The sequence below is a fragment of the Burkholderia sp. AW33-5 genome, from assembly GCF_053427615.1.
The window spans coordinates 133226-157238 of record NZ_JBSAXA010000001.1 but is presented as its reverse complement, the minus strand read 5'-3'; the positions used below and the strand labels follow the sequence as shown (position 1 = coordinate 157238).

The window sequence follows — 24013 nt, the reverse complement described above, 5'->3', positions numbered from 1 at the left end:
GCCGCCTGCGCGCGGCCATGCTCGATCGTCGATGGCAGCGCGCGTTCCCGCTGCCGCTGCTGACGCGCCCCACGACATGTCGACACGCTTACGGCCTCGACAACACCATCACGCGCCCCGACACGCGCTGAAGCTTCAACCACCCCGTGTCGGCCGTGAACCGAAGCTGCTGCAACGGAAAATCGAATCCCGCCCGCTGCGCGGCGCTGACCACCGCGTCGGCGATCCAGCGGATCAGTTCCTTTCCTTCGTCGGTCGTCTGGTGACCGTTCTGGACGCCGTAGAAATAGCGATTCCCTGCGTTGACTTCGTTTTGCAGCTGCATCCAGTGCCCCGGGAGGCCCGGCAGGGTTCTGAACAGATCGGCCACGCGCTGCGTCGTCAGGCCACGCGCCCACAACGCGCCATTCACCGCCGGCCGCGCCAGGTTGTGACGGTCTGCCTCCTGAGCCTGCCCCTTTATCTCGCCTTTCAGACTATCGGGTTTCGTCATCGCACTGTCCTCGTGAGGGCCCGGCAAGGGTCGATTGAATAAAAGCCGCCGAATATCAAGCGCGCGCCGTGCACGATAACTCTAATCTCGAAATTAATCGCCTGTCAGGTGTATCAGGCGAGCGCATCGCAACATTGAAGGAATAAATCAGCACGTTCCGACGGGCACCGAAGCCCGATCATCCCGCTGTTCCCGCCCGCGCACCCGTTTATTATTCAAAAAGGCGTGACGCGCAGCGAAATCATTTCGCGGAAACTCATACCCATATTCGATTAAATACTCATCATTAAATCGAACTGTTTCGATCTCCGATTTTCTGGACAACTTCCATTCCCGGTCGAATATTTATTTATTTATTTTTCGCCATGCTTGGCCGCGTCGCGTTTTAAACGGCAAACGTTTGCGCGACGCACAAAACGCCTTATCCACCGACCTTCAGGAGGCAAGCATGGCTGACTCTCAAACGTCCTCGAATCGCGCCGGCGAGTTTTCGATTCCGCCGAACACCGACTTCCGCGCGATTTTCTTCGCGAACGCCGCCGAGCAGCAGCACATCAAGCTGTTCATCGGCGACAGCAAGGAGCCCGCCGCCTATCACAAGCTGACCACGCGCGACGGCCCGCGCGAAGCCACGCTGAATTCCGGAAACGGCAAACTCCGCTTCGAAGTGACGGTGAACGGCAAGACGTCGGCCACCGATGCCCGCCTCGCGCCGATCACCGGCAAGAAATCGGACGGCTCGCCGTTCACGGTCAACTTCGGAATCGTCGTCTCGGAAGACGGTCACGACAGCGACTACAACGACGGCATCGTCGTGCTGCAATGGCCGATCGGCTGACGGCCGAACGCTGACGAAGATTCGCGGCGCGGCATGTCCGGCGCGCCGCGCCGCGCACGACACGGCGACATCCGCTCGCCGGCCGCATCACGCAAAGACAATCCATCAAGACGAGGACGACATGACCCAACCCTTTACCCACGACGACCTGTATGCGCTTCTGCAGCTCGCCGGCAACGACGCAACCGCCGTACAGGCGAACGGCGACCAGGCGGTGCTCGACCGGATGCGTCAGTTCATGACCGCGCAGCTCGTGGAAAAACTGCCGCAATACGACGTGTTCGTCGACATCGCGACCATCCCGTACAGCTTCGACGTCGGCAGCTGGCAGAACAAGGTGAAGGCCGATGCGGCGGGCCAGGTGATCGCGTGCACGGTGACGTGGGCCGGCGCGCCCGGTGTCCTGCCCGGCGCGGCGGCGAAGTTCGGTGTCGGCGCGGTGGTCAATTACTTCTCGAAGGCGACGCCGCAACCCGCGCAGCCGGAACCGACGACGGCCGCCGGCGGCGAGCGCGACGGCATCTTCAACCTGCCGCCGAACATCGCGTTCGGCGTGACGGCGCTGGTCAATTCGTCCGCGCAGCAGACGATCGAAGTCTATGTCGACGACAACCCGAAACCGGCCGCGACGTTCCAGGGCGCCGGCACGCAGGACGCGAACCTGAACACGCAGATCGTGAACTCGGGCAAGGGGAAGGTGCGCGTGGTCGTGACGGCGAACGGCAAGCCGTCGAAGATCGGCTCGCGCCAGGTCGACATCTTCAAGAAGACCTACTTCGGGCTGGTCGGCTCGGAAGACGGCACGGACGGCGACTACAACGACGGCATCGCGATCCTGAACTGGCCGCTGGGCTAAGCCGCTCGATCCTGTCGATGTTCGCCACGCCTTCCGGCGTGGCGATCCGCATCGACGCCGCCCGCCGGCGCGAAGCGGCACGGCCGCATGCGCCACGTGCGGCCGGCGTCGCGAACCGCGCGTCCGCGCGCGGCGAGCGGTCGAGGTCCTGGCACGGGCATCCGACGAGCCCGTTTCCGCGGAAAACCGCACCGCCGCGACGCGCTGGCCGCGACACCGGAAATCGCGTGCCGTCACCCATGCGTTCGCGCGAAAACCCGCATGGCGTGTACAGTCGAGGGCTGCTCACGCGCGAGCGCATGCCTGTCCGACATCGACGGTCGCCGGCATCCGTCGCGCGCCTTCCGCCCTCAACCCGGAATCCCGTCATGTTTCTCGATCATCTTCATCCGGAACGCTGGACGTTCCTGTGGAACGCGCTGTCCACACTCTCGCTCAGGCTCTGCGCCGCCCTCGCGCTGCTCGTCGCGGGCTGGTGGCTGTCGAAACGCATCGGCAACTGGCTGAACCGGCTGCTCGCGAACAAGGAGCGCGTCGACGACACGCTTCGGCCGATCCTCTGCGACGTCGCCGTGTGGGGCATCCGCATCGTCGCGATCGTCGGCGCGCTGTCGCAGCTCGGCATCGAAACCGCGAGCGTCGTCGCGGTGCTCGGCGCGGCCGGCCTCGCGATCGGGCTCGCACTGCAGGGCACGATGCAGAACATCGCGGCCGGCATCATGCTGTTGCTGCTGCGGCCATTCAAGGTGGGCGACTTCATCGACGGCGGATCGAACGTCGCCGGGACGGTGGAAGAAGTCGGGCTCTTCATGACGCGGCTGACGAAGCCGGACGGCATCTGCGAATACGTGCCGAACAGCGCGCTGTGGGGCAGCGCGATCCGCAACTACACGCGCAATCCGACGCGGCGTCTCGATCTGGAAGTGGAAGTGTCCGTGCACGACGACATCGACCGTGCACTCGACGCACTGCGCGCGCTGGCGGAAGCCGATCCCGACGTCCTCCGGGATCCCGCACCGGACGTGATGGTGATGCGTTTCGACGACAGCACGGCGATCGCGAACGTGCGCGTGTGGACGCACCCCGACACGTTCTGGGCGATGCGCTGGCGCCTCGCGCGCCAGGTGCGCAAGACGCTTGCCGATGCGGATTGCGCACTGCCGATCCGCACGCGCGAGCTGCACATCGTGCACGACGCCGAACAGCAGCGCCGGGCCGACACGCGCCGCGTGCAGGCGTCGTGACGCGCATCGCGCCGCGCGAGGTCAAGTTCTCGTCGCGCGTGCCGGTGCCGGATGCGTGATCGAATCGTTCAAGCGCCCGTCCGCGGGCATCCACCGTCGAACCTCATCCCATGGAGCGCTACCGTATGAAGCATTGCACTTCTTCCGCGTCGCTTGCCGCCATGATCGCCTGCGCGCTTGCATTGGGCGCGTGCGCGACTCAGCCGGCTTCGCCTCTTCCGCCCGATGTCGCCGGGCAGGACACGCGCGCCGCGCAAACCGCCCAGGCCGCGCCGCCGATCGTCGGCGGCGATCGCGATGCGCATGGCTGCATCGGCTCGGCCGGCTACGCATGGTGCGAACGCACGCAGCAATGCGAGCGTCCGTGGGAACTCGCGAAGGCGCAAGGCTTCGCGAATTCGGCGCAGGCGTACGAACAGTTTTGCCGGAGCGCTTCGTCGAAGTGATGCCGTGACCGGAACCGGATCGCGGTGCAACGCCGCGGTCCGGATGAAGTATCGATATCGCGCGCGTCGCGACCGTTCCGACCCCGCCGTTCTTCCCGTTCCGCGCACCGTCGTTCCGGAAACCCGGACACGCAAAAAACCCCACGAAAACAAGGATATTCCGCGTGTGCGACACGGCAATCGAGTTCGGTTATATTACGCGCCCCTTGCCATCCCGCCCCCGCGAAACGCATTGCGCGCGGCCTCTTTCGACGCGGCCTGAAGCGCCGTCCGGCGAGGCCTGCGGCACGGGCCCGCGCGCGCCCGGCACGACCGTGAAGCATGCGATTGCGTGACTTCATGAAGTCGATCCGAAGGTGTCCTTCGCAACGGCTTCGCGTGCGCAAATGCAACGGCGAACGCGGCCGTTCCGGAATTCCGGATTCGCGATCCGGATCTCCGGATGCGCGGGCCGAACGCGAATCCGCATCGGCCGGGCGGCATGGCAAACCGATGCATCCAAGTTGAAAAAGGGATCTGCTGTGATCAAAACGTTACGGGTAATACTGTCGGCGCTCGCGCTGTGCGTCGCGGCGTCGTCCGCGCATGCCGCCGATACGAAGAAGGTCGACGTCCTGCTGGTGGGCGGCGGCATCATGAGCTCGACGCTCGGGGTGTGGCTGCACGAGCTTCAGCCCGACTGGTCGATGACGATGGTCGAACGCCTCGACGGCGTCGCGCTGGAAAGCTCGAACGGCTGGAACAACGCGGGCACCGGCCACTCGGCGCTCGCGGAACTGAACTACACGCCGGAGAAGGCGGACGGCAGGATCGACATCTCGAAGGCGATCGAGATCAACGAGTCGTTCCAGATCTCGCGCCAGTTCTGGGCTTGGCAAGTCAGGCAGGGCGTGCTGAAGAATCCGCACTCGTTCATCAACTCGACGCCGCACATGAGCTTCGTGTGGGGCGACGACAACGTCCGCTTCCTGAAGAAGCGCTACGACGCGCTGCAGGCGAGCCCGCTGTTCCGCGGGATGCAGTATTCGGAAGACCACGACCAGATCAAGCAGTGGGTGCCGCTGATGATGGAAGGCCGCGACCGCAACCAGAAGGTCGCGGCGACGTGGACGCCGATCGGCACCGACGTGAACTTCGGCGAGATCACGCGCCAGTTCGTCGGCTACCTGAAGACGCAGCCGAACTTCACGCTGTCGCTGTCGAGCGAAGTGCGCGAGATCTCGCGCAACGCGGACGGCACGTGGCACGTGTCGTGGGTGAAGCTGCATTCGGATGAACCGCCGCAGGCCGTCGACGCGAAATTCGTGTTCATCGGCGCGGGCGGCGGTGCGCTGCACCTGCTGCAGGCGTCGGGCATCCCCGAGGCGAAGGACTACGGCGCGTTCCCGGTCGGCGGCTCGTTCCTCGTGACCGACAACCCCGAGGTCGTGAAGCGCCACCTCGCGAAGGCGTACGGCAAGGCGTCAGTCGGCTCGCCGCCGATGTCGGTGCCGCACCTCGACACGCGCATCATCGACGGCAAGAAGATCATCCTGTTCGGGCCGTTCGCGACGTTCTCGACCAAGTTCCTGAAGAACGGCTCGTACTTCGACCTCGCGAAGAGCACCAACCTGCACAACGTCGCGCCGATGATGCGCGTGGGCGTCGACGAATTCCCGCTCGTCCAGTATCTCGCCGGCCAGCTGATGCTGTCCGACGACGATCGCTACAACGCGCTGAAGGAATATTTTCCGGACGCGAAGAAGGAAGACTGGCGCCTGTGGCAGGCCGGCCAGCGCGTGCAGATCATCAAGCGCGACCCGAAGAAGGGCGGCGTGCTGAAGCTCGGCACCGAGATCGTCAGCTCGCAGGACGGCAGCATCGCGGGCCTGCTCGGCGCATCGCCGGGCGCGTCGACGGCCGCGCCGATCATGCTGAACCTGATGCAGAAGGTGTTCAAGGACAAGGTCGCGACGCCCGAATGGCAGCAGAAGCTCCGCCAGATCGTGCCGAGCTACGGCACGAAGCTGAACGACAGCCCGGCGAAGGTCGTCGAGGAATGGACCTACACGAGCGACGTGCTGCAGCTCTCGCCGCCGCCGAAGATCGACCTGACGGCGCCGTCGCAGGCGACGGGCACCGCCCCGGCGCGCCCCGCGAAGGCATCGGCCGACATGGCGCTGTAACGCGTCCGGCCCCGTTTCGCCGCATCGCACGGCCGCCCTTCGGGGCGGCCGTTTTTCATGGCGGATGCGGGCGGCACCGCTCGCACCCGTCGGCGACGCCCTCCCCGGCCGCGCATCGACGCTCGTCCGCTGCCGGTCCGCGCACCGTGTCGCCCACTGCCGGCCCCCCGCATCCGCTAGAATTGCGGGCACGCGCGACGCCGTCGCCACCCGATCCACCATCCGCATCGACGCGGTCCACGCGACCGCCGGTGCGGCCCGCGCCCGAGCCGCGCGAGCGCCGCACGCCGTTGCCGCGCCCGCCGGGTGCGCCATCAACCGAATTCAGCTGGAGAAAGACCGTGTTTACCTGCCGAAACCAGAGCTGCGGCACGCAGTGGGAGACGTCCGACGTCGTCATCAAGGACGAAGGCCAGGGGCTGCTGTTCCGCTGCCCGCTGTGCGGCGCGCGCAACTATCTCGAACGCTTCGAGGACGATGAAGGTAACGTCCTCTACGAACAGATGGAAGGCCGCCCTTACCTCGGAGACCTCTCCTGACATGACCCAATCGACCGCCACGCCGTTCAGCGCACTGCCGCTGACGCCCGCCACGCTCGCGAACCTCACGCAGCTCGGCTATGTCGACATGACGCCGATCCAGGCCGCGAGCCTGCCGATCGCGCTGGCCGGCCAGGACCTGATCGCGCAGGCGAAGACGGGCAGCGGCAAGACCGCCGCGTTCTCGCTCGCGCTGCTGGCGCGCCTCGACGCGCGCCGCTTCGACGTGCAGGCGATGATCCTGTGCCCGACGCGCGAGCTCGCCGACCAGGTCGCGCAGGAAGTGCGCCGCCTCGCGCGCGCCGAGGAAAACGTGAAGGTGCTGACGCTGTGCGGCGGCACGCCGATGCGGCCGCAGGCGCAGAGCCTCGAGCACGGCGCGCATATCGTCGTGGGCACGCCGGGCCGCATCATGGATCACCTCGACCGCGGCAACCTGAAGCTCGACGCGCTGAACACGCTCGTGCTCGACGAAGCCGACCGGATGCTCGACATGGGCTTCTTCGACGACATCGCGAAGGTCGCGCGGATGTGCCCGACGACGCGCCAGACGCTGCTGTTCTCGGCGACCTATCCCGACGGCATCGCGAAGCTGAGCCAGCAGTTCCTGCGTAATCCGAAGGAAGTGAAGCTCGAAGAGCGCCACGACGACAGCAAGATCCGCCAGCGTTTCTACGAAGTGACGGAAACCGAGCGGCTGCACGCGGTCGGCCAGTTGCTGAACCACTACCGGCCGGTGAGCACGATCGCGTTCTGCAACACCAAGCAGCAATGCCGCGACCTGCTCGACGTGCTGCACGCACAGGGCTTCCACGCGCTCGCGCTGCACGGCGAGCTCGAACAGCGCGAACGCGACCAGGTGCTGATCCAGTTCGCGAACCGCAGCTGTTCGGTGCTGGTCGCGACCGACGTCGCCGCGCGCGGGCTCGACATCGCGCAGCTGGAGGCGGTGATCAACGTCGACGTGACGCCCGACCCCGAAGTGCACGTGCACCGCATCGGCCGCACCGGCCGCGCGGACCAGGAAGGCTGGGCGCTGAGCCTCGCCAGCATGGACGAGATGGGCCGCGTCGGCGCGATCGAGCAGGCGCAGAAGCGCGACGTCGAATGGCATCCGCTCGCGGAACTGAAGCCGGCCGGCAACGACACGCTGCTGCCGCCGATGGAAACGCTGCAGATTCTCGGCGGCCGCAAGGACAAGATCCGTCCGGGCGACGTGCTCGGCGCGCTGACCGGCGACGCGGGGTTCGACGGCAAGCAGATCGGCAAGATCAACGTGACCGAGTTCTCGACCTACGTCGCGATCGAGCGCGGCGTCGCGCGCGACGCGCTGCGCAAGCTCAATGCGGGGAAGATCAAGGGCAAGCGGGTCAAGGTCCGGTTGATGGACGAGGAATGACCTGAAGTAGCGCGGCTGCCACGGCAGCCGCGCCGCCGCATCACGCCAGCTCGGGATACCCGTGCGCGGCCGCGTCCCGCGCGAGATCGGCAATCGTGTCGTAGGCAGCCGGCGGCAGGCGCTCGAACCCCTTCAGGCGCAGTGCGATCGCCCGATCCGCATCGACCGCGACCGCGTGATCGAGCGCATCCTGCAACCCCTCCACGAGGCTCCCGTTCAGCGCCTTCGATGCAATCAACGGCAAGCCCGGCGCCGCCGCCGTCATGCCGATGATCCGGATGTCGTTCAACAGCTCGGGCAATGCGTCACACACATACGCGAACGTCACGCAGTCGATCGCCGCGCAATCGGCAGCACCTGCCGCCAGCGCGCGCAGCACGTTCAGGTGCGAGCCGAACGACACGACCGAACCGAAGAAACGCCCGTCGTGCGCATGCGGCGCGACCGCGTGCCGGAACGCGTTCATCCCGCTGTGTGAATCCGCGCCGTTGAATGCGGCCCGCAATCCGCGACAGGCAGCCAGCGTCGTCGCCCCGCCCGCATGCACGCGCGCCGATACCACCAGCACACTGCGGTAACGCGCACCGTCGCAGCCGGGCGCATCGAATGCCGGTGTCGCGATCAGGTGAACGGCATCGCGCAATCCGAGCATCCGGTACGGATAACCGCATGTCTGCGACAACAGCAAGTCGCTGCGGTGCCACAGCGCGTGCAGATCTCCGAACGGTTCGTCGAGCAGCGCGACGCCGGCCGGCCCGCCGTGACGCGCGAACGCGTCGAGTGCGTCACGCAGCAACGCGCGCCACAGTGCGGCGTGGCGCGGCGTCACGTTGTACATCGGCAGTCCGGCGATCCATGGGCTCATGTGCGCATTCTACGCATCGGCGGTGCGTTGGAGAAAGCCCGTTCGCCCGGGTTTCGCACAGGTCCGGCACGCGCCTGGGCGCGGTCAATGCTTATCGGTCGCGCAGCGATAAGCAAATGCAAATTGCTTGGTTGGCCTGACTACGCGAGCCGGTTAGCGTTCCAGTGTCGCGACGCCGTCGCAAGCCGCTCGCCGTAGCGGTCGACTGCGAGTCGCGACGCAAGTCGGCCACCTGCATCGCGGCCCGCAACGGCGCGATCGTCCGCTACCTGTTACCCGTGCAGCCCCCGTATCACCCGCTACATCCCGCCCCAGCACCATGGCCGAATACTTCGACGTCGACCACGCGCGCGCGATCGCCGCACTCGACGCCCGCTTCACTGCCCGCACCGAGTGGCCGACGTGGCTGCTGGTCGTCGCGATCTACGGCGGCTGGCTCGCCGTGCTGCTGCTCGTACGTGCCGAGCGCCTGTCGCTCGCGGCCGCGACACCGCCGCTGATCCTGCTCGGCGCGTGGCACATGTCGCTGCAGCATGAGCTGCTGCACGGCCACCCGACGCGCTCTGCGTTCGTGAACCGGCTGCTCGGCTATCCGCCGTTGACGATCTGGTATCCGTACACGCTTTATCGCGACACGCACCTCGACCATCACCGCGACGAGGACTTGACCGTGCCGGGCGTCGACCCGGAAACGAACTACGTATCGCGCGCGCAGTGGGCGCGGTTGCCGCGCTGGCGTCGCGCGCTGACCGTTGCGCGCACCACCTTCGTCGGACGTCTCGTGTTCGGGCCGCCAACGAGCGTCGCCGCGATGTTCGCCGACGCATTCACCGCGTTCCGGCGCGGCGACTTCCGCTATCTGCGGATGTGGGTGACGCACGCCGTCTGCGTGGGCGCGCTACTCGCATGGCTGCAGCGGGCGATCGGCGTGCCGTGGTGGTACTACCTGCTGGCCGTCACGTGGCCCGCGCTGTCGCTCGCGATGATCCGTTCGCTGTTCGAGCACCGCGCCGCGCGTCATCCGAAGGCGCGCATCGTCATCAACGAGGCCGGCTTCGCGATGCGGCTGCTGTACCTGAACAACAACTATCACCTCGTGCATCACGACCTGCCGAGGCTGCCGTGGTACGACCTGCCGCGCGCGTACCGGATGCGGCGCGACGCGTATCTGGAGAAATGCGGCGGCTTCGTGATCCGCGGTGGCTATCGCGAACTGCTGGCGCGTCACGCGTGGACGCCGACCGACGGGCCCGTGCATCCGTTCGACCACGGCACGGCGTCGCTGTCGACGGGCAGCGGTGCGAAGGTCGCCGCGGTCGACGGGCATCTTCAGATCAGTACGTAACGCTTGAGTGGGTCGCGCTGCGCCGGGAAGGCGCCCGATGCGGCGACGCCCGCGCAAGGCCGCACGGCTGCCGCGACGCGCATGGCTTACGAAAAGCCGACAACGCCGATCCTCATCGGCAAATTGCCAATTTCGGCGGCAATGCCCAGAATGACGGATCGTCCGGGGCCTCCAACAATCATTCGCCCCGGCTCAGACTCCCGGCCGCGCGCCGCACTCCCCTACGACGATGCAACCGAACACCTCGCCCGGCGCGATCCGCTCGATCGGCAACGACTGGTCCGTCTCCGCGGTCACCGCCGGCTTTCTCGCGGTGCTGATTTCCTACGCGGGCCCGCTCGCGATCTTCTTCCAGGCGTCGCAGGCCGCGCATGTATCCAATGAGATGGTGGCATCGTGGGTCTGGGCGATCTCGATCGGCGCGGGCGTGTCGGGCCTCTTCGCGAGCTGGAAACTGAAGGTGCCGATCGTGACCGCATGGTCGGCGCCCGGCACCGCGCTGCTCGTCGGCCTCTTTCCGCAGTTGACGCTGAACCAGGCCGTCGGCGCGTACATCACGGCCGCGTTGATCATCCTCGTGATCGGCATCACCGGCTATTTCGACCGGCTCGTGCGCCACATTCCGCGCGGCATCGCGTGCGGGATGATGGCCGGCATCCTGCTGCCGTTCGGCATGCATGCGTTCTCCGCCGCGACTGCGCAGCCGGTGCTCGGGTTCGGGATGATCGCGGCGTACGTGATCTTCAAGCGCCTGTTGCCGCGCTACAGCATCGTGCTCGTGCTGATGACGGGCGCCGCGCTCGCGACGCTGCTCGGGATGGCGCATCTCGGCAACGTGTCGCCGAGCATCGCGCGGCCGATCTTCATCGCGCCTGAATGGACGCTCGGCACCACGCTCAGCCTCGCGCTGCCGCTCGTCGTCGTGAGTCTCACCGGCCAGTTCCTGCCCGGCATGACGATCCTGCGCGTCTCGGGCTATCACACGCCGGCGCGGCCGATCATCATCGCAACCAGCGTGATGTCGCTTGTCGTCGCGTGCTTCGGCGGGATCACGATCGTCGTCGCGGCGATCACCGCGGCGCTGTGCACCGGCAAGGATTCGCACGAGGATCCGGACCGGCGTTATATCGCGGGCATCGCGAACGGCGCGATCTACCTGATCGGCGGGCTCTTCGCGGGGACGATCGTCACGCTGTTCTTTGCGCTGCCGAAGGCTTTCGTCGCGATTCTCGCCGGGCTCGCGCTGATCGGTGCGATCGGTGCGAACGTACACGGGATCTTCGAGGACGAGGATCATCGCGAAGCGTCGGTGATCACGTTCCTCGCGACTGCGTCGGGGATGACTTGGCTCGGGCTCGGGTCCGCGTTCTGGGGGATCGTGATCGGGTCGCTTTCTTATGCGGTGTTGAGCAGGGTGCGGCGGCACCAGGACACTTGAGCAAGCTCGGAATATCTCCGGCGAACGGCACGTCTCCTGTATCGGTGCATCGCAACACACATCGACTCGCCGTTCAGTTCGATACGGTCACTTCGACACGGCGATTCCTCGATCTTCCCTGTGCCGTGCCGTTGTCGGCCAGCGGATCGGCGTCGCTCTGTCCGGCCGCGGAGATGTTTTGCACCGGCACACCCGCCGCCGCGAGAATCTGCGCGACCTGCCGGGCGCGGGCTTCGGAAAGCGCCTGATTGTTGTTCCGGGATGTCGCGCCAGCCGGCACGTTGTCGGTGTAACCAACGACCCGCACGTGCGCGGCGGGTACCGACGCGACAATGGTCCGACCGACCGTAGCCATGATGGATGCCCACCACGGCGCGACCGCCACGTCACCCGACGCGTACATGCCGTTGAACCGGAGCGTCAGTGCATTCGTCGCCGTATCCCGGTTCAGTTCGACGTTGCCGGCAGCCATCTCGTCACGCAGACTCGTGACAAGCTGCGCCGACAGGACGTCCAGCGAGGACGTCGTCGCAGCCGGCTTGCCGTGAATCCAGTGGCTCACCGCCGCATAACCCGCCGCGCCGAGCATCAACGCAACGAAAAGGCCCACGCCAATCCACCAACGTGTACGACGCGCCCGTACGGGGCGCACCCACGGATCGACGATCGATTGCCGCGGCCGCCGCATCGGCTCACTGTCGCGCATGCTGCCGAATCCGCCAGTCATCACAACCTGGTGCACGGCTTCGCGAACACCCTGAAGACGGGCCGAGCCATCGTTCCCAACGCGATATCGCCCCTTGAAACCCAGATCGAGGATGTTCTGATACAGCTCGAGCAAATCGAGATGCTCGCGAGGACTCCCGAGCGCCTCGTCGATCAGTCGAAACACGCGATCGCTTCCTTGCCGGTCATGACCCAGCGCCGCTGCCAGGCTGTTCGACTGCCAGTCGGCTCCCGTCGCCCCGCCCTTGCCCCAACGCGTCTGCATCGCCGCTTCGTCAAGCGCGGCACACAGGCCATAGCTCGCGCGAACAACGTGGTCGGATCGCAGTTTCAACTCGTTGCAGACACGCGTGAACAACCTGAGCTCCTGCTCCAGCCACCAGCGTCGATGCGCGACGGCGTCAGGTTCCAGCACGGTGGGCGTATCCGCCAGCGCTCGCAGCAAGCTGCGCGCCGACTCCAGCAGCGGGTTGACCGCCTGTTCCGCATCCCTGAGACGCGTTGCAAGCGGCGGGGATGCAGGCGCTCCGGCAGGACTTCTCGGATCGGCCGTCGAAATCGTCATCGTGTTCCCTCCTCGCCATTCATCGGGCAGTATTGATCGCGCCCGCCGGCACTGTGCCGCGCGGCAATCCGGGGGGCGGGCCACTATCCGACAGGTCGAACAGCGGCATCGAGCTGGGGCAACGGAATGTTCTCAGCACATCGCTCGTCAGCGGGTTCGCCACACTCCCGGTGCTCGCGATGTCAAGCGCCGCCTTGCGACCGTCGAATTCGAACGCGACGCGGGTGCGGCCGGGCGTCGCCGTTTCGACGACCCGCCCACGCTGGAGCAGTCGCATCAGTGCCCAGGGGCCGTCGGCAGCGATCGTCGACGTGTCGGGACGAATGCGCGGACTGGCGGTGATCTCCGCATGAACGCCACCGCGCGGCCCCGGCCACGACACCGTGAACGGCGCCACGGGACCATGCTGATAGAGCGAAGTCTGGCCATCGACGTCGAGCGACAGGCCCAGGATCGCAGGGTCCAGTTCGGGAATGCGGATATCGACCTTCCACGTGAGTTGCTTGTGGCCGGGATCGCTGAAGAAGGCGTCGCGAATCGCTTTCGCGTGTTCGAACGGTTCGAGATCCGGCCCCCGTACGGGTTCCGTCGCGCCGGGAAGCGTTCGGTACCGCCACGGCTTCGCTGATGTGTCGACGAAGGGCGCCAGCGTCTTCGCGAAGAAATCGTCGATTACGCCTCCTTGCGCGAATATGCGGGTGAAATCGTCGATGCCGACATCGCGCTTGCTGTCGGGCGAGAACGGATAGTTGCCCTCGATGGTCAGCCGGCACGTGTCGCCAACGGCTGCCTGCATCTGGCGCGACAATAGTTGCCCGATACCCTGATTGACTTCGCGCGAGCCATCGGCGGCAAGCTGCAGCAGTACCGCCCGGAAAGGCGCGGGCATCGTGTTGGCGGCCATCTTGAGTTTCGCCGCCGTGTCGCTGGCCGGCGGCATACTGTTGTTCGACAACGCGTTGTCGGAGACCGTGAGCGCCGTGTAGTAATCGTTCAACAGGTTCGTTACACCGTCGAGGCCCGTCGTGCCAGCCTGAGCCGCCGCCTGGGAAGCGCCCTCCGAATCGGCGTTGCCGGTCACGACTTCGCGCAGCGCGGCGAAATGGACGTCGACGAGGTCGCGCTCGACGCGTTCCGACGCGCGAATGCCGAGCGCCTTGTCGGCCTTCTGGTTGATCTGGTCGGCTGCTTTCTGCAGAAACGTACCGCCCGATCCGCTCACCGGCGCCGTCAGCGTTGTTTCATGCACCGCCGCACGAGCCAGCCGCACGAGTGGCGAGTCGGGAGCCGCGAAGCGGCGCAGCACCTGAAGATTGAACGCGAGGCTCGTACCGCTGACCGTCCGGATGTCGTTGAGAAACGCATCCCATTGCCGCGCGTACTCCGTCAGATATTCGCGGCGGACCGCATCCGTCAGCGCGTCGTCCGTCCCCGTCGAATTGCTCACGATTTCAGCCGTTTTTTTTTGAGCCGAATCCGACGCACCCGCCAGGTACGAGCGCCCCATTACCCACGCGTCGTCATCGCGAGCAATCTGCACGAACTCAGGCAGCCGCTTGTCGAACAGATTCCGGTAGCCGTCGAACGTGAAGAGCCCTGACACGCCACGCGACAACGGCGCGTCGCTCGCTCGCGTAAACACCGTGCCAGCCTGCGGGCCCACCGCGCGCAGCAGCGTGAACTCGTCCGGCGCCTCCTTCTGCATCGCCGCCTTCGCACGTTCGTACAGACGACCGGTCGCGTTGCTGCCGTCGAGAAACGCACGGGCACGCTGGATCAGTGCGTCATTGCGAATGAGCGGAGACTTCACCACGCGATCACCGGAAAAGAGCTGCTGGACATGGTCGATCATCGACGCACGGCCGCCGAAGATCGCTGCACTGTCATGTTTTGCCCAGTCGTCGAGTACCCACGTCTTGACATCATCGGCATTGAACTTCGCTGCGTCGTAGAGCATCAGGTAGACGCGCAGCGCATCGTAAGCGACCTTCGAATCGTTTGCGGCAATTGCGCCGGACATCACGTCCTCCATCCGACGCACGATTTGCGGCAACAACAGATTGTCCTCGAGGGCATCGTATGTGCGACCGCTCTCCGTCGCGATGCTCGGCGGCACGTACAGCCCATAGCGCCACTCGCTGCCGGGATCGGAAAGGTCCAGATTAGGAAAAGTCGGCAGATAGCGCGCTTCGGTCAGTGTGTCCGGCACCGATTCGGGTTTCGGCGTCTTGTAGAGTTGCGTCACGCGAGCTGTCAACGCCTGCGCCTTGCGCCCCATCGCGTCGAGATAGTCGCTGTTGTGGCCGAAGCTCACACGCAAGCCAATCGCCAACCAGACGAACAACAGCAGGGTCAAAGTGTGCCCGGTCAAGCGCAACAGCCGGTAGCGGAATTCCCAGCGCAGGTTGGGGCTGACGAGATGTGCTTCCGGGAACACGACACGCGTCAGGAGATCGTGCAGAAAGAAGCTCTGGTTGCCCTCGGCACGCTGCGGCGATACGCGGGCGTGGTCCTGCGCCGCCAGAAGGCGTTGGACGACGGTATGGCGCTCTGCAACGACCTCGCCCCCCCGTTGCCGGGCGCTCGTGAAATATACGCCGCGCAACGTCGAATGGAGCTGGGTATCGTCGTAGCGTGAATCGAGAAAGACTCTGTCGATGAGGTCGGTCAGCGGCCCGAGCAGCGCGGAAAACTCCTCCGGGAGGGCTGCAAGCCTTCGCCGCTTCGGCAAGTCGTATTCATCCTGCAGATGCGTATCGATCGAGCCGCTCAATCGTTCGGACAGTTCGGTGAGCTCCTGGTGGCACCGCGCCCGCAGCCCTTCCTTCGCAACTGTTTCCTTGCCGTATGGAAGCGTGAAACCCCATGTCTGAGCTCGCCCTTCCGACGTGAGCGCACCGAAATACTCGGTAAAGCCCGTCAGACCGTCCATCTTCGTGACCAACACGTAAACGGGGAAGCGGATGCCCAGCTCCTGCCTCAGCTCGGCCAACCGCGCACGCAATGCGGCGGCCTCCGCGATCCGTGCTTGCTCGTCGGCGTCGGCCAGCGTCGCAAGATCGATCGTCAGCAACGCGCCATTGATCGGCGCGCGCGGCCGGTTCCGGCGCAGCATGCCGAGAAAGCCGAGCCATTCCGCGCGATCGATCTCCTGATGATCATCGCGGGAGCCTGGCAGGTTCGAAGCGGAATTGACGCTCGATTTCGCTGCCGTTGCCGCCTTCGATTGCGACGGCGCATCTTGTTTCGCATCGTCTTCGGCGCGCTGCTCGTCCGGCGTTGAGTCGCTCGCATTCGCGTCGACGGTATCGGCCGCCGGCTTCGGTTCATCGACGTCCGCGCTCGGCGAGGTGCCATGACGTGTGTAATAGCCCGTCGTGTCGATGAGTACCGCATCATTGGTCAACCACCAGTCCACCGAGGCGGCGGCGTCGACAGGTTTCCCCGCGGCACGCTGCATCTGCTCGGCAACGGGAAACGCCAGTCCGCCGTTCATCAGCACGCTGGTCTTGCCCGATCCTCGTGAGCCGAGCGTGATGTACCAGGGCAACTCGTACAAATAGCGCTTGCCCTGGAACAGCCGACCAAGACCGCGCGCACCCGTGCGCATCGATTTGAGGCGCGCGAGCGCGCTGGTCACGATCGGCTCGACTTTCCGAAGCCGCGATGCGGCAGGCGACTCGTCCTTCTTGTCGCCGATGCGCAACATTTTCTTCAGGAACGCATCGTCGGCACGCATCTTCTGCCAGACGCGATACATCCCGAAGACGACGAGAACGGCCACCACCGCCGCGATTGCGATGAGTCGGGTCGACGCCGGCTCGAACGGAGCGGCATGACCAAACGAAAGCAGCGGGCCTGCATACCAGATCAGCAGGCACAGCAGGGCGACGAACACGATCGTCGTCGACTGGCCCGCGAGCCAGAGCAGCACCCCGGCGAACAGCAATGTGATCAGCAGCACACGCATGCCGACCCCGGCGAGCGGCTTCAGTCCGCCGAACGCAAAGAACGGTCCGACGAACCAGATCACCAGTGCGACGACAATCAGTGCGAGGAACGCGAGAAACTGGCGCGAGGCCAGAAACGACAGGAACTGGAACTTCTTCATGTGTTATTCCGGAAACGGATCTGGCTTATCGCGCGACGATGATCTCGACGCGACGGTTTTGAGCGCGCCCCTGTGCGGTGCGGTTGTCTCCGACGGGGTCGGCATCGCCCTTGCCAGCAGCTTCGAGACGATTCGCCGGCACGCCCGCGGCTTGCAACATCTGCATGACCTGAATGGCCCGCTCTTCAGACAGCGCCTGATTCGATGCGAAATGACGGCTGCGAATCGGTACGCTGTCCGTATAACCCAGCACGGCGACCTTGCCGGGTACCTTGGATATCTCGCCGGCGATCTTGGAAATCAGCGGATTCATCGATGGCTGGACCGACGCGGCGCCGGGCTGGAACATCGCATCGCCGCGGAATGTCACGGCGCTGCGGTGGGCAGCTTCGTCAACGCTGACGGTACCGGCGGCGATCTCGTCCTTGAGCAACTGCTTGAGGTGCATTTGCGGCGGTGCGGGTGGCGGTGTCATCGCGGCTATCGCGGCAATCTGCTTTTGAACGTCGGCGGCACGGTTCATCAGCGCGTATTTGAACCAGGCAAACAGGCCGAGCAGGATCACGGACGCGACGGTTACAGTGATCCACACCGGGAAATCGTGGAACGACAGGCGCTTGCCTTTTGCAGTCGATTGCCAGTGGGGCGATAACGCCATCGGCACGGGTTCGCGTTGCGACGTGATGACGTTGTAGAGGCGTTGGCGGATCGCGTCGTGCTTGCGTTTGTTACCGGTACCCTCCCGATAACGGCCCTCGAAACCGAGACTGAGAATGCGGTAGATGACCTCGAGCAGGTCGCGGTGCTCATGAGGGTCCTCCAGCAGGCGAGCAATCAGGAGATAGACTTTGTCGCCACCGTCACGGTCTTCGTGGAAAGTGGTCGCGAGACTGTGGCTCTCCCATTCAAATCCCGACGTGCCGTCACGGCCCCATTCGGTCCGCATCGCTGCTTCATCCAGCGCCGTACACAAGCAGTATCGCGCACCGATCATATGGTCGCGGCGGATATTGGCCTGCTCACATAGTTTTTGAAAGACACGCATCTCATGCTCGAGCATCCGACGCAGCAATTCCCCAGCAGAGTCGCCCAGTGCGTCCGGCATATCTGCTTGCGCCCTCAACAACGGACGCGCGGCTTCAAGCAATGGATTGTTCGCGACTTTGACGGCATTCAGCCTCTGCATCTCCGCTTCGCCCGGCGGAATTACAAATGTGGTCCTGTTCCGATCCGGATCGACGGTATCGGCAAACGTCGGTGTATCGACGGCGGTCTGTGCATCGTGCCTTTGGCCACCCAGGAATTTCGCACGATCCATCACCCAACCCTCGCAACTGTATTGCTGACGAGAGCACATCCGCACTCCGTGCGATGTCCGTGCAAGGCCACACGGCTTCCGCCGATCGTCAGTGTCGGATGAGCTTGAACAATCCGGTTCACGCCATGTGGTCGACCATCCGGATAGCGTTGAGGGCAATCAACTAGATCGTGAAGCCGTGCGACCGGCTTGCCGCCGATACTGTGAGTGGCAGAGCCAGTAATGATCCGGCCACCATGATCGGTGCCGTCTCCTAATACTGCGATGGGAAGAGACATTAGATGATCCTTGATGAACCGTATATCGAAGCGCAAAGTTCGGTATCGAGAAGAGCTTGAACTGTCACATCGGCTCCATTGGAATTTTCTCGGGATTGCGCGATGCATCACGCAGGTACGGATCGAATGCATCTACGGCGCATTCAGCTTCGATTTCTGCCGGCCACTTCGGAATCTTGCTCGTGCGCATGGCAAACCATCGACCCAGCGATGCCACGAAAAAGACTGGCGAAAGCAATATTTGGCCGATCGGCTGACCATTCAACGAAAAGAACATGTATCTGAGGCCGGCCGTGTATTTCTCCCGTCGCTCGGCAATATCGTGGCACCAGTAAACGTCCCGATAGACTGATGCGGGTCCCTCTTCCATGTATCGACGAATGAACTCCCAACAATGCTTCAACTGCTCCACGAGCACCGTGTCGCCAGGTAAAGCAAATGTTTCCAGGACGGTTTCTCCGTCCTTGTCTAGCACATGACCACGGATATCCCAGTTTTGTCGGCCCAACATACGTTCGCAACGCCCGAGGGTGAAAAATATATCATCCCATTTCGCAATCAAGACTGTCCCATTTCTCCGAAATACATACACCATCCTATTTTTGCAATTAAATCTGATCGGAAAATGCGTCCACGAAAACGCCTCTTTTGACAGCAACCACCCCATCAATATCCAGTATGGAATCGAAATCCCCAAAAAAATACAAAGAGCAATGCGATCAAATCCAACCGCCAGAATAAGCGGAATAAGAAATGAATATACCGGCACCGTCAAACCAATTAAACAGACTGCAGCCATCGACCCACGGTAAATAAACCATCGATCCACACATTCGAGATATGTAGAATTTTCCTTTATTACGGAAATGTTGTAAAATGGCTCTGTTTTATACCTTTTATTTTTAACCAACTGATTTGATCGCTCTTCATCAGTCAACTTTCGATTGACGTGATATTTTTTTGCAAAAAGCCCCGTATAATCCACATCAACTCCCGCCTTCGATTCTCAAGTAACGACGCCATTCCATTTGCTCTTGGCAAAGATTTTTCCTTACACCGATCACATCGGCTCCATCGGAATTTTCTCGGGATTGCGCGATGCATCACGCAGGTACGGATCGAATGCATCTACGGCGCATTCAGCTTCGATTTCTGCCGGCCACTTCGGAATCTTGCTCGTGCGCATGGCAAACCATCGACCCAGCGATGCCACGAAAAATACTGGCGAAAGCAATATTTGGCCGATCGGCTGACCATTCAACGAAAAGAACATGTATCTGAGGCCGGCCGTGTATTTCTCCCGTCGCTCGGCAATATCGTGGCACCAGTAAACGTCGCGATAGACTGACGCAGGTCCCTCCTCCATATATCGGCGAATGAACTCCCAACACTGCTCCAACTGCTCCACGAGCACCGTGTCGCCAGGTAAAGAAAATGTTTCCAGGACGGTTTCTCCGTCGTTGTCAAGCACATGACCACGGATATCCCAGTTTTGTCGGCCCACCATACGCTCACAACGCCCGAGGGTGAAAAATATATCACCCCACTTTTCCTTCAATACAGTTCCATTTCGCCTGAACACATACACCATTCCTTTTTTATAATTAAATCTCAATGGAAAGTATGTCCAAGAAAACGTCTCCCTTGACAACATTCACGCCATAAATATCCAGTACGGAATCCACACCCCAAGAAAAATAGACAGCGAAATAAATTCCAGACCAACCCTAGAGAACAGGGGGATAAAAAAAGCGAAAACTGGGATTACCATGCCAATCAAGCAAAACGCCGCCATCGTTCCCCGATATATAAACCAACGATCAACGCACTCCAGATACGTCGAGTTCATCTCGACAACTGAAATGTTATAGAACGGCGAAATATCGAGTCGCTTCTTCTGATGAAATTGATTCGATCTCTCCTCATTGGTCAACTTTCGATTTATGCTGTATTTCTTTGCATAGAGTCCCGTATAGTCCATATCAGGCTCCGGTTGCCATCTTCAGTTCGTCTAGTTCCTCCTCCAAATTTTTATAGCGATCCTTCCTATCCAGCGCGCCCCAATAGCAACGTTTTAGCCATTTATCGATCTTGTCATCCTGCAAAAATGTAGCAATCACACTGGAACTGATAAAAATAAGAGTGGCTACAATCGTTCCAATGACCGAACCAGCAACCAATAGGGCTGCAGCAACAACACCCGAAAGAGCCGATACACCCAGCGCCACGCCCAACGGATAGTTTCGTTGCTGAATGGCTTCGACGGCATTCTTTCCATCCCAATATGCATTGATTCCAGCCGCAACGATCCCAAGCACCTTCGATGCGCCTCTCAGCAGGGTTTCGGCCATCCCCAACACCGCCGCCCTCCCCTTCAACAAAGTCGTCTCGACCAAATTGCCAGCAGCTCTGGCTATGGTGTCCGCCACGGTGGAGCCCAACGCGATCACAGCACTACCTAATCTGAACTGACTCTCTAGCTTGTCGCCCTTCAGCGAACCGGCCAGATCTATCGATACCTTCTGATAGGCAGCCCACTGGAAAAGCCCCGCCAGCATGTTGCCGATAAACGGTATTGCCTTGCCTGCCGTTGCCACCCTTTGCGGCACATTGATCCGCTCCCGCCATGCGGACAGATTCAACCGTTCGATCTCCTCTGCCGAATGAAGCGAATTCGCAAGCCATTTGGCCTGCTCACTCTTGCTCAGCCCTTTCGGCATGCCTTTGATCGCCTCTTCATCGATCATCACAAGAAATTTCGACCTGACAACCGTGCTCATCGGCTCTCCTCGAATCTGAAGGCGACGCAATGCGAGCGACACTTCTCGCTGGATGGCGTTTTCGCTGGCCTTCTTGATACCGGAAGATTTCAGGAGTTGACGAATAAGCGATGCTCGATATGCCTTATACGAGCCGGTCAACTCGACGGGCACAACCGGCCGGCCGCTGACAACACCGCACGCGACGAGGGCCTGTCGGACCGGCCCATCTACTGCGCTTTGCAATGCCTGGGTGATCGACCCGCCAAGCGATGCCAATAACTTCCCTATCACTTCGGGGGCATGCTTGGCTACGCCGTCAATGGAGTTGTTGAACGCCTGTATCAGACTGTCCCAGCCGACTGTTTTCCACATGACATCTGGCTTGAGGCTTTCCGAAAATATTTTCTTGTTGCTCTCAAGATTCAGGACAATGCCGCGAAGCACCAGATTCTTGTCATCGGAGATCACGCCGTTCAACCAGCGCTCGTATAACCGCGCGCAAGGCTTGAATTGCTCCGTGCCCTGGATACATGCGGTGAGAACACGAGCATAGACGAGCCCGACTTCCGCGGAAGCGCTATCGTGTGTGCAATCCAGATGGTTCCGCATCTGGCTACTTGTCATCCACTGAACGTGAGACACCGCCAACGGATGCAATGTCCGTTCGCTGAACCGGCCATATTCCTGGTTGAATTCGTTTTGCCACTGCGCTCGAGCAGGTTCGTCGTAATCGACCTCATACTTCTTCCACGATTTCGACGAAACACGACTTAAGTCCGCCGGTGTGGCATCGGGAAGCTTCGGGGGATTTGCCACGTAGATCATGCGCCCGACCCCATCCGGTACGTAATGCCCGTCTTGCTCCAGTTCGTCACCTGCGGCGATCTCATTCATTTCCGCACGATCAGTGACAGCAGCCTGGAGACTCAGAATTGCGGTGGAGACGCTCAATTTTCGGGAACGATCGGCAACGGCCATGAATCCACCGTGAAGCTCGATGGCTCTGGCGCCGATTTCCGCCGCGATCCCGGCGGGATCGTCGATAATCAGCACGGCCCCGGGTTTCGGCCCCAATGACGTGGCGGCGTGTAACAGCCCATCTGTTGTCGATGCTCGCGAGTTGAACCCATAAGGCGAAAACGCGAAGGTTTCAACCTTTGACTTCGTCGAATACTCCGCCACGATCGACGCCACGTTATCCAAACTTCGCGCGTGCGGCGCCTTGCGACTTTCCATCCACTTCTTCACATCGAATACGCGCATATGGCGGCTTCGATACGCCTCGTCCTGATTGAGTTGAAGCACCCGTGGCGTCCATTCGGCAACGGAATAGCCGACCCATATCCTTCCAGCGCTTTTTGGTTCTTTTACGGTAATGCACGCTGCAATTTCACGGTGCCCCGTCTTGTTACATGGTTCTCGGCCCTCCACGTAAGCACCGTTCAATGGCACACCAACCGGAACCTTCATCAGATATCCGAACGGCGTGATCCAGTACTTCTCCCACATTCCTCGTTCGTCGTACACGTACAGAAAACCGTTGCGTAATGTCCGACCCGTATAGGCGGCTGACCCTCTCAGTGGAATCTTCTTCCCCCCATCGCCGTCAGCAGGTAGCAGATCGGCCGGCAGCATTGGTCCACCTGAATCCGGGTGCATGATTGCCGCTCGAACCGGGAGGATCGCTAACCCCTTTTTCTCGCAAAACTCGCAATCGTCGAGCGCAGCCGCCTTCGCCCTGGCCAGTGCAGTTAAAGAAGAACTTGCGTTGGTCACGATACCTCCCGTTCTCGATCAATCCGTTCAATGTCTGCGATTACATTGCTCCACTCATTTTCTGGAAACAACTCAGTCGCCTGGGCATAGGCTCCCGGTGTCGCCGCAGCAACTCGAAGGTGCGGCGCCAATTTCGGATGGCTGGTGAAGCTCCGACCGAGGAGGCAGCCGTGTCGCGCAAAGGCCATGCAATCCGATGCGTCCATAAGGCCAAACTCACTCTGCGCGGTACATAACCATTGATTGATCTCCTGACTGAAGCGCCACAGCTGCTTCATCTCAGTGACCTCGGGCATTGTCGCGAGTGTGCCGTTGACCAGTCCGACGTTGGTCAACGCAATCGACTGAGCCTCGTCGAGCTTGCTCCATTCGACCTCCGGTCGGCTAGTGAACTCGAGCTCATGCCATAGGCCGTGGAAAGGCACCCACCAGCGGCTTATACCGTCACAGAGAGCGGCAAGATGCGGAAGCGGCAATACCCACAACAGATGGAGAAATACGGCGGGGTCTGCAAAGCGCAGCAGAACACGCGAATCATCATCGAGCGTCACAGTGACTTTCCCAGCCAACTGACGTGCTTGCGCCTCGGCGCTCAAATCGCTGCAAATCAACATCGCTGATGCAATCTCAGGGGGAGCGACCACCAGAGACTGCGTAATCTCTTCACGCTGACTATCGTCAAGTTGATCGAGGCGAAGCACTACCGGGAGCAAATGGCGTTCATTTTCAAGCCAGTCGGGCACGATGTCGTGCCAAGGCAAATCACCCCTCCAGTCCCGGACGAGGAGGCGATCAGCCAGCAGATGAGTGCTGGCCGACATCGCATCGTTAAGTGTGCGGCTTTGCATG

20 protein-coding genes are annotated in these 24013 nt (G+C 62.3%); 9 read left to right on the top strand and 11 right to left on the bottom strand.

All coding sequences use genetic code 11. The annotated features are described in order from the left end of the window. Positions 1-88 precede the first annotated feature (88 nt). A complete protein-coding gene (locus tag ACV22V_RS00725; protein WP_059533657.1) occupies positions 89-493 on the bottom strand; it encodes a hypothetical protein in 405 nt (134 codons plus the stop codon). A gap of 448 nt (positions 494-941) precedes the next feature. On the opposite strand from ACV22V_RS00725, the gene ACV22V_RS00720 reads away from it, so the two are divergent. The 7 genes from ACV22V_RS00720 to dbpA all read left to right on the top strand — a co-directional run bounded on the left by ACV22V_RS00720 (position 942) and on the right by dbpA (position 7980). Beyond that, a complete protein-coding gene (locus ACV22V_RS00720) occupies positions 942-1331 on the top strand; it encodes a fucose-binding lectin II (RefSeq protein WP_059533655.1) in 390 nt (129 codons plus the stop codon). Between the two features lie 121 nt (positions 1332-1452). Further along, the gene (locus ACV22V_RS00715; protein ID WP_448012698.1) at positions 1453-2187 is read left to right on the top strand and encodes a fucose-binding lectin II; all 735 of its coding nucleotides are present in this window, start codon (positions 1453-1455) and stop codon (positions 2185-2187) included. Between the two features lie 368 nt (positions 2188-2555). Further along, a complete protein-coding gene (locus ACV22V_RS00710) occupies positions 2556-3431 on the top strand; it encodes a mechanosensitive ion channel family protein (protein WP_448012697.1) in 876 nt (291 codons plus the stop codon). 125 nt (positions 3432-3556) lie between these two features. Beyond that, entirely contained in the window at positions 3557-3877 is a 321-nt protein-coding gene (locus ACV22V_RS00705) for a hypothetical protein (RefSeq protein ID WP_223960402.1), read from the top strand. Positions 3878-4380: 503 nt separating this feature from the next. Then, positions 4381-6042: a malate dehydrogenase (quinone) gene (gene mqo, locus ACV22V_RS00700; protein WP_179950357.1), complete on the top strand. Its 1662-nt coding sequence runs from the start codon at positions 4381-4383 to the stop codon at positions 6040-6042. A 341-nt stretch (positions 6043-6383) separates the two neighbouring features. Beyond that, the gene (locus tag ACV22V_RS00695) at positions 6384-6581 is read left to right on the top strand and encodes a hypothetical protein (protein WP_059447636.1); all 198 of its coding nucleotides are present in this window, start codon (positions 6384-6386) and stop codon (positions 6579-6581) included. A 1-nt stretch (position 6582) separates the two neighbouring features. Continuing rightward, the gene (dbpA, locus tag ACV22V_RS00690; protein WP_059533646.1) at positions 6583-7980 is read left to right on the top strand and encodes an ATP-dependent RNA helicase DbpA; all 1398 of its coding nucleotides are present in this window, start codon (positions 6583-6585) and stop codon (positions 7978-7980) included. Positions 7981-8020: 40 nt separating this feature from the next. On the opposite strand, the gene ACV22V_RS00685 is transcribed toward dbpA, so the two are convergent. Next, positions 8021-8845 carry a phosphate/phosphite/phosphonate ABC transporter substrate-binding protein gene (locus ACV22V_RS00685; RefSeq protein ID WP_448012696.1) on the bottom strand — a complete coding sequence of 275 codons (825 nt, stop codon included), beginning with the start codon at positions 8843-8845 and terminating at the stop codon, positions 8021-8023. Positions 8846-9164: 319 nt separating this feature from the next. Between ACV22V_RS00685 and ACV22V_RS00680 the strand changes: the two genes are divergently transcribed. Together ACV22V_RS00680 and ACV22V_RS00675 are read left to right on the top strand one after the other, a co-directional pair. Then, on the top strand, positions 9165-10190 hold the full coding sequence (locus ACV22V_RS00680; protein ID WP_448012695.1) for a fatty acid desaturase: 1026 nt from the start codon (positions 9165-9167) through the stop codon (positions 10188-10190). Between the two features lie 229 nt (positions 10191-10419). Beyond that, the gene (locus ACV22V_RS00675) at positions 10420-11628 is read left to right on the top strand and encodes a benzoate/H(+) symporter BenE family transporter (RefSeq protein ID WP_448012694.1); all 1209 of its coding nucleotides are present in this window, start codon (positions 10420-10422) and stop codon (positions 11626-11628) included. A 73-nt stretch (positions 11629-11701) separates the two neighbouring features. On the opposite strand, the gene icmH is transcribed toward ACV22V_RS00675, so the two are convergent. The 9 genes from icmH to ACV22V_RS00630 all read right to left on the bottom strand — a co-directional run bounded on the left by icmH (position 11702) and on the right by ACV22V_RS00630 (position 24012). Beyond that, a complete protein-coding gene (gene icmH, locus ACV22V_RS00670; RefSeq protein ID WP_448012693.1) occupies positions 11702-12919 on the bottom strand; it encodes a type IVB secretion system protein IcmH/DotU in 1218 nt (405 codons plus the stop codon). A 19-nt stretch (positions 12920-12938) separates the two neighbouring features. Next, a complete protein-coding gene (gene tssM / locus ACV22V_RS00665) occupies positions 12939-17030 on the bottom strand; it encodes a type VI secretion system membrane subunit TssM (protein WP_448012692.1) in 4092 nt (1363 codons plus the stop codon). A 25-nt stretch (positions 17031-17055) separates the two neighbouring features. Further along, on the bottom strand, positions 17056-18348 hold the full coding sequence (gene tssL, locus ACV22V_RS00660) for a type VI secretion system protein TssL, long form (RefSeq protein WP_448012691.1): 1293 nt from the start codon (positions 18346-18348) through the stop codon (positions 17056-17058). Continuing rightward, complete coding sequence (locus ACV22V_RS00655) at positions 18348-18626, bottom strand: PAAR domain-containing protein (RefSeq protein ID WP_175909775.1); 279 nt, start codon at positions 18624-18626, stop codon at positions 18348-18350. The genes tssL and ACV22V_RS00655 overlap by 1 nt, the downstream gene beginning before the upstream one ends. Before the next feature lie 64 nt (positions 18627-18690). Next, positions 18691-19611 carry a DUF6708 domain-containing protein gene (locus ACV22V_RS00650; protein WP_448012690.1) on the bottom strand — a complete coding sequence of 307 codons (921 nt, stop codon included), beginning with the start codon at positions 19609-19611 and terminating at the stop codon, positions 18691-18693. A gap of 75 nt (positions 19612-19686) precedes the next feature. Then, complete coding sequence (locus tag ACV22V_RS00645) at positions 19687-20280, bottom strand: DUF6708 domain-containing protein (protein ID WP_448012689.1); 594 nt, start codon at positions 20278-20280, stop codon at positions 19687-19689. Further along, positions 20281-20607, bottom strand: coding sequence for a hypothetical protein (locus ACV22V_RS00640; protein WP_448012688.1), 327 nt, complete (start codon positions 20605-20607; stop codon positions 20281-20283). Position 20608: 1 nt separating this feature from the next. Next, entirely contained in the window at positions 20609-23164 is a 2556-nt protein-coding gene (locus ACV22V_RS00635; protein ID WP_448012687.1) for a T6SS effector BTH_I2691 family protein, read from the bottom strand. Continuing rightward, positions 23161-24012 carry a DUF4123 domain-containing protein gene (locus ACV22V_RS00630; protein WP_448012686.1) on the bottom strand — a complete coding sequence of 284 codons (852 nt, stop codon included), beginning with the start codon at positions 24010-24012 and terminating at the stop codon, positions 23161-23163. Before ACV22V_RS00630 ends, ACV22V_RS00635 begins: the two co-directional genes overlap by 4 nt. Position 24013 lies beyond the last annotated feature (1 nt).

Coding starts and splice junctions, on each gene's coding strand:
- ACV22V_RS00725 (WP_059533657.1), bottom strand. CDS start 493: ATGACGAAACCCGATAGTCTGAAAGGCGAGATAAAGGGGCAGGCTCAG.
- ACV22V_RS00720 (WP_059533655.1), top strand. CDS start 942: ATGGCTGACTCTCAAACGTCCTCGAATCGCGCCGGCGAGTTTTCGATT.
- ACV22V_RS00715 (WP_448012698.1), top strand. CDS start 1,453: ATGACCCAACCCTTTACCCACGACGACCTGTATGCGCTTCTGCAGCTC.
- ACV22V_RS00710 (WP_448012697.1), top strand. CDS start 2,556: ATGTTTCTCGATCATCTTCATCCGGAACGCTGGACGTTCCTGTGGAAC.
- ACV22V_RS00705 (WP_223960402.1), top strand. CDS start 3,557: ATGAAGCATTGCACTTCTTCCGCGTCGCTTGCCGCCATGATCGCCTGC.
- dbpA (WP_059533646.1), top strand. CDS start 6,583: ATGACCCAATCGACCGCCACGCCGTTCAGCGCACTGCCGCTGACGCCC.
- ACV22V_RS00685 (WP_448012696.1), bottom strand. CDS start 8,845: ATGAGCCCATGGATCGCCGGACTGCCGATGTACAACGTGACGCCGCGC.
- ACV22V_RS00680 (WP_448012695.1), top strand. CDS start 9,165: ATGGCCGAATACTTCGACGTCGACCACGCGCGCGCGATCGCCGCACTC.
- ACV22V_RS00675 (WP_448012694.1), top strand. CDS start 10,420: ATGCAACCGAACACCTCGCCCGGCGCGATCCGCTCGATCGGCAACGAC.
- icmH (WP_448012693.1), bottom strand. CDS start 12,919: ATGACGATTTCGACGGCCGATCCGAGAAGTCCTGCCGGAGCGCCTGCA.
- tssM (WP_448012692.1), bottom strand. CDS start 17,030: ATGAAGAAGTTCCAGTTCCTGTCGTTTCTGGCCTCGCGCCAGTTTCTC.
- tssL (WP_448012691.1), bottom strand. CDS start 18,348: ATGGATCGTGCGAAATTCCTGGGTGGCCAAAGGCACGATGCACAGACC.
- ACV22V_RS00655 (WP_175909775.1), bottom strand. CDS start 18,626: ATGTCTCTTCCCATCGCAGTATTAGGAGACGGCACCGATCATGGTGGC.
- ACV22V_RS00645 (WP_448012689.1), bottom strand. CDS start 20,280: ATGTTGTCAAGGGAGACGTTTTCTTGGACATACTTTCCATTGAGATTT.
- ACV22V_RS00640 (WP_448012688.1), bottom strand. CDS start 20,607: ATGGACTATACGGGACTCTATGCAAAGAAATACAGCATAAATCGAAAG.
- ACV22V_RS00630 (WP_448012686.1), bottom strand. CDS start 24,012: ATGCAAAGCCGCACACTTAACGATGCGATGTCGGCCAGCACTCATCTG.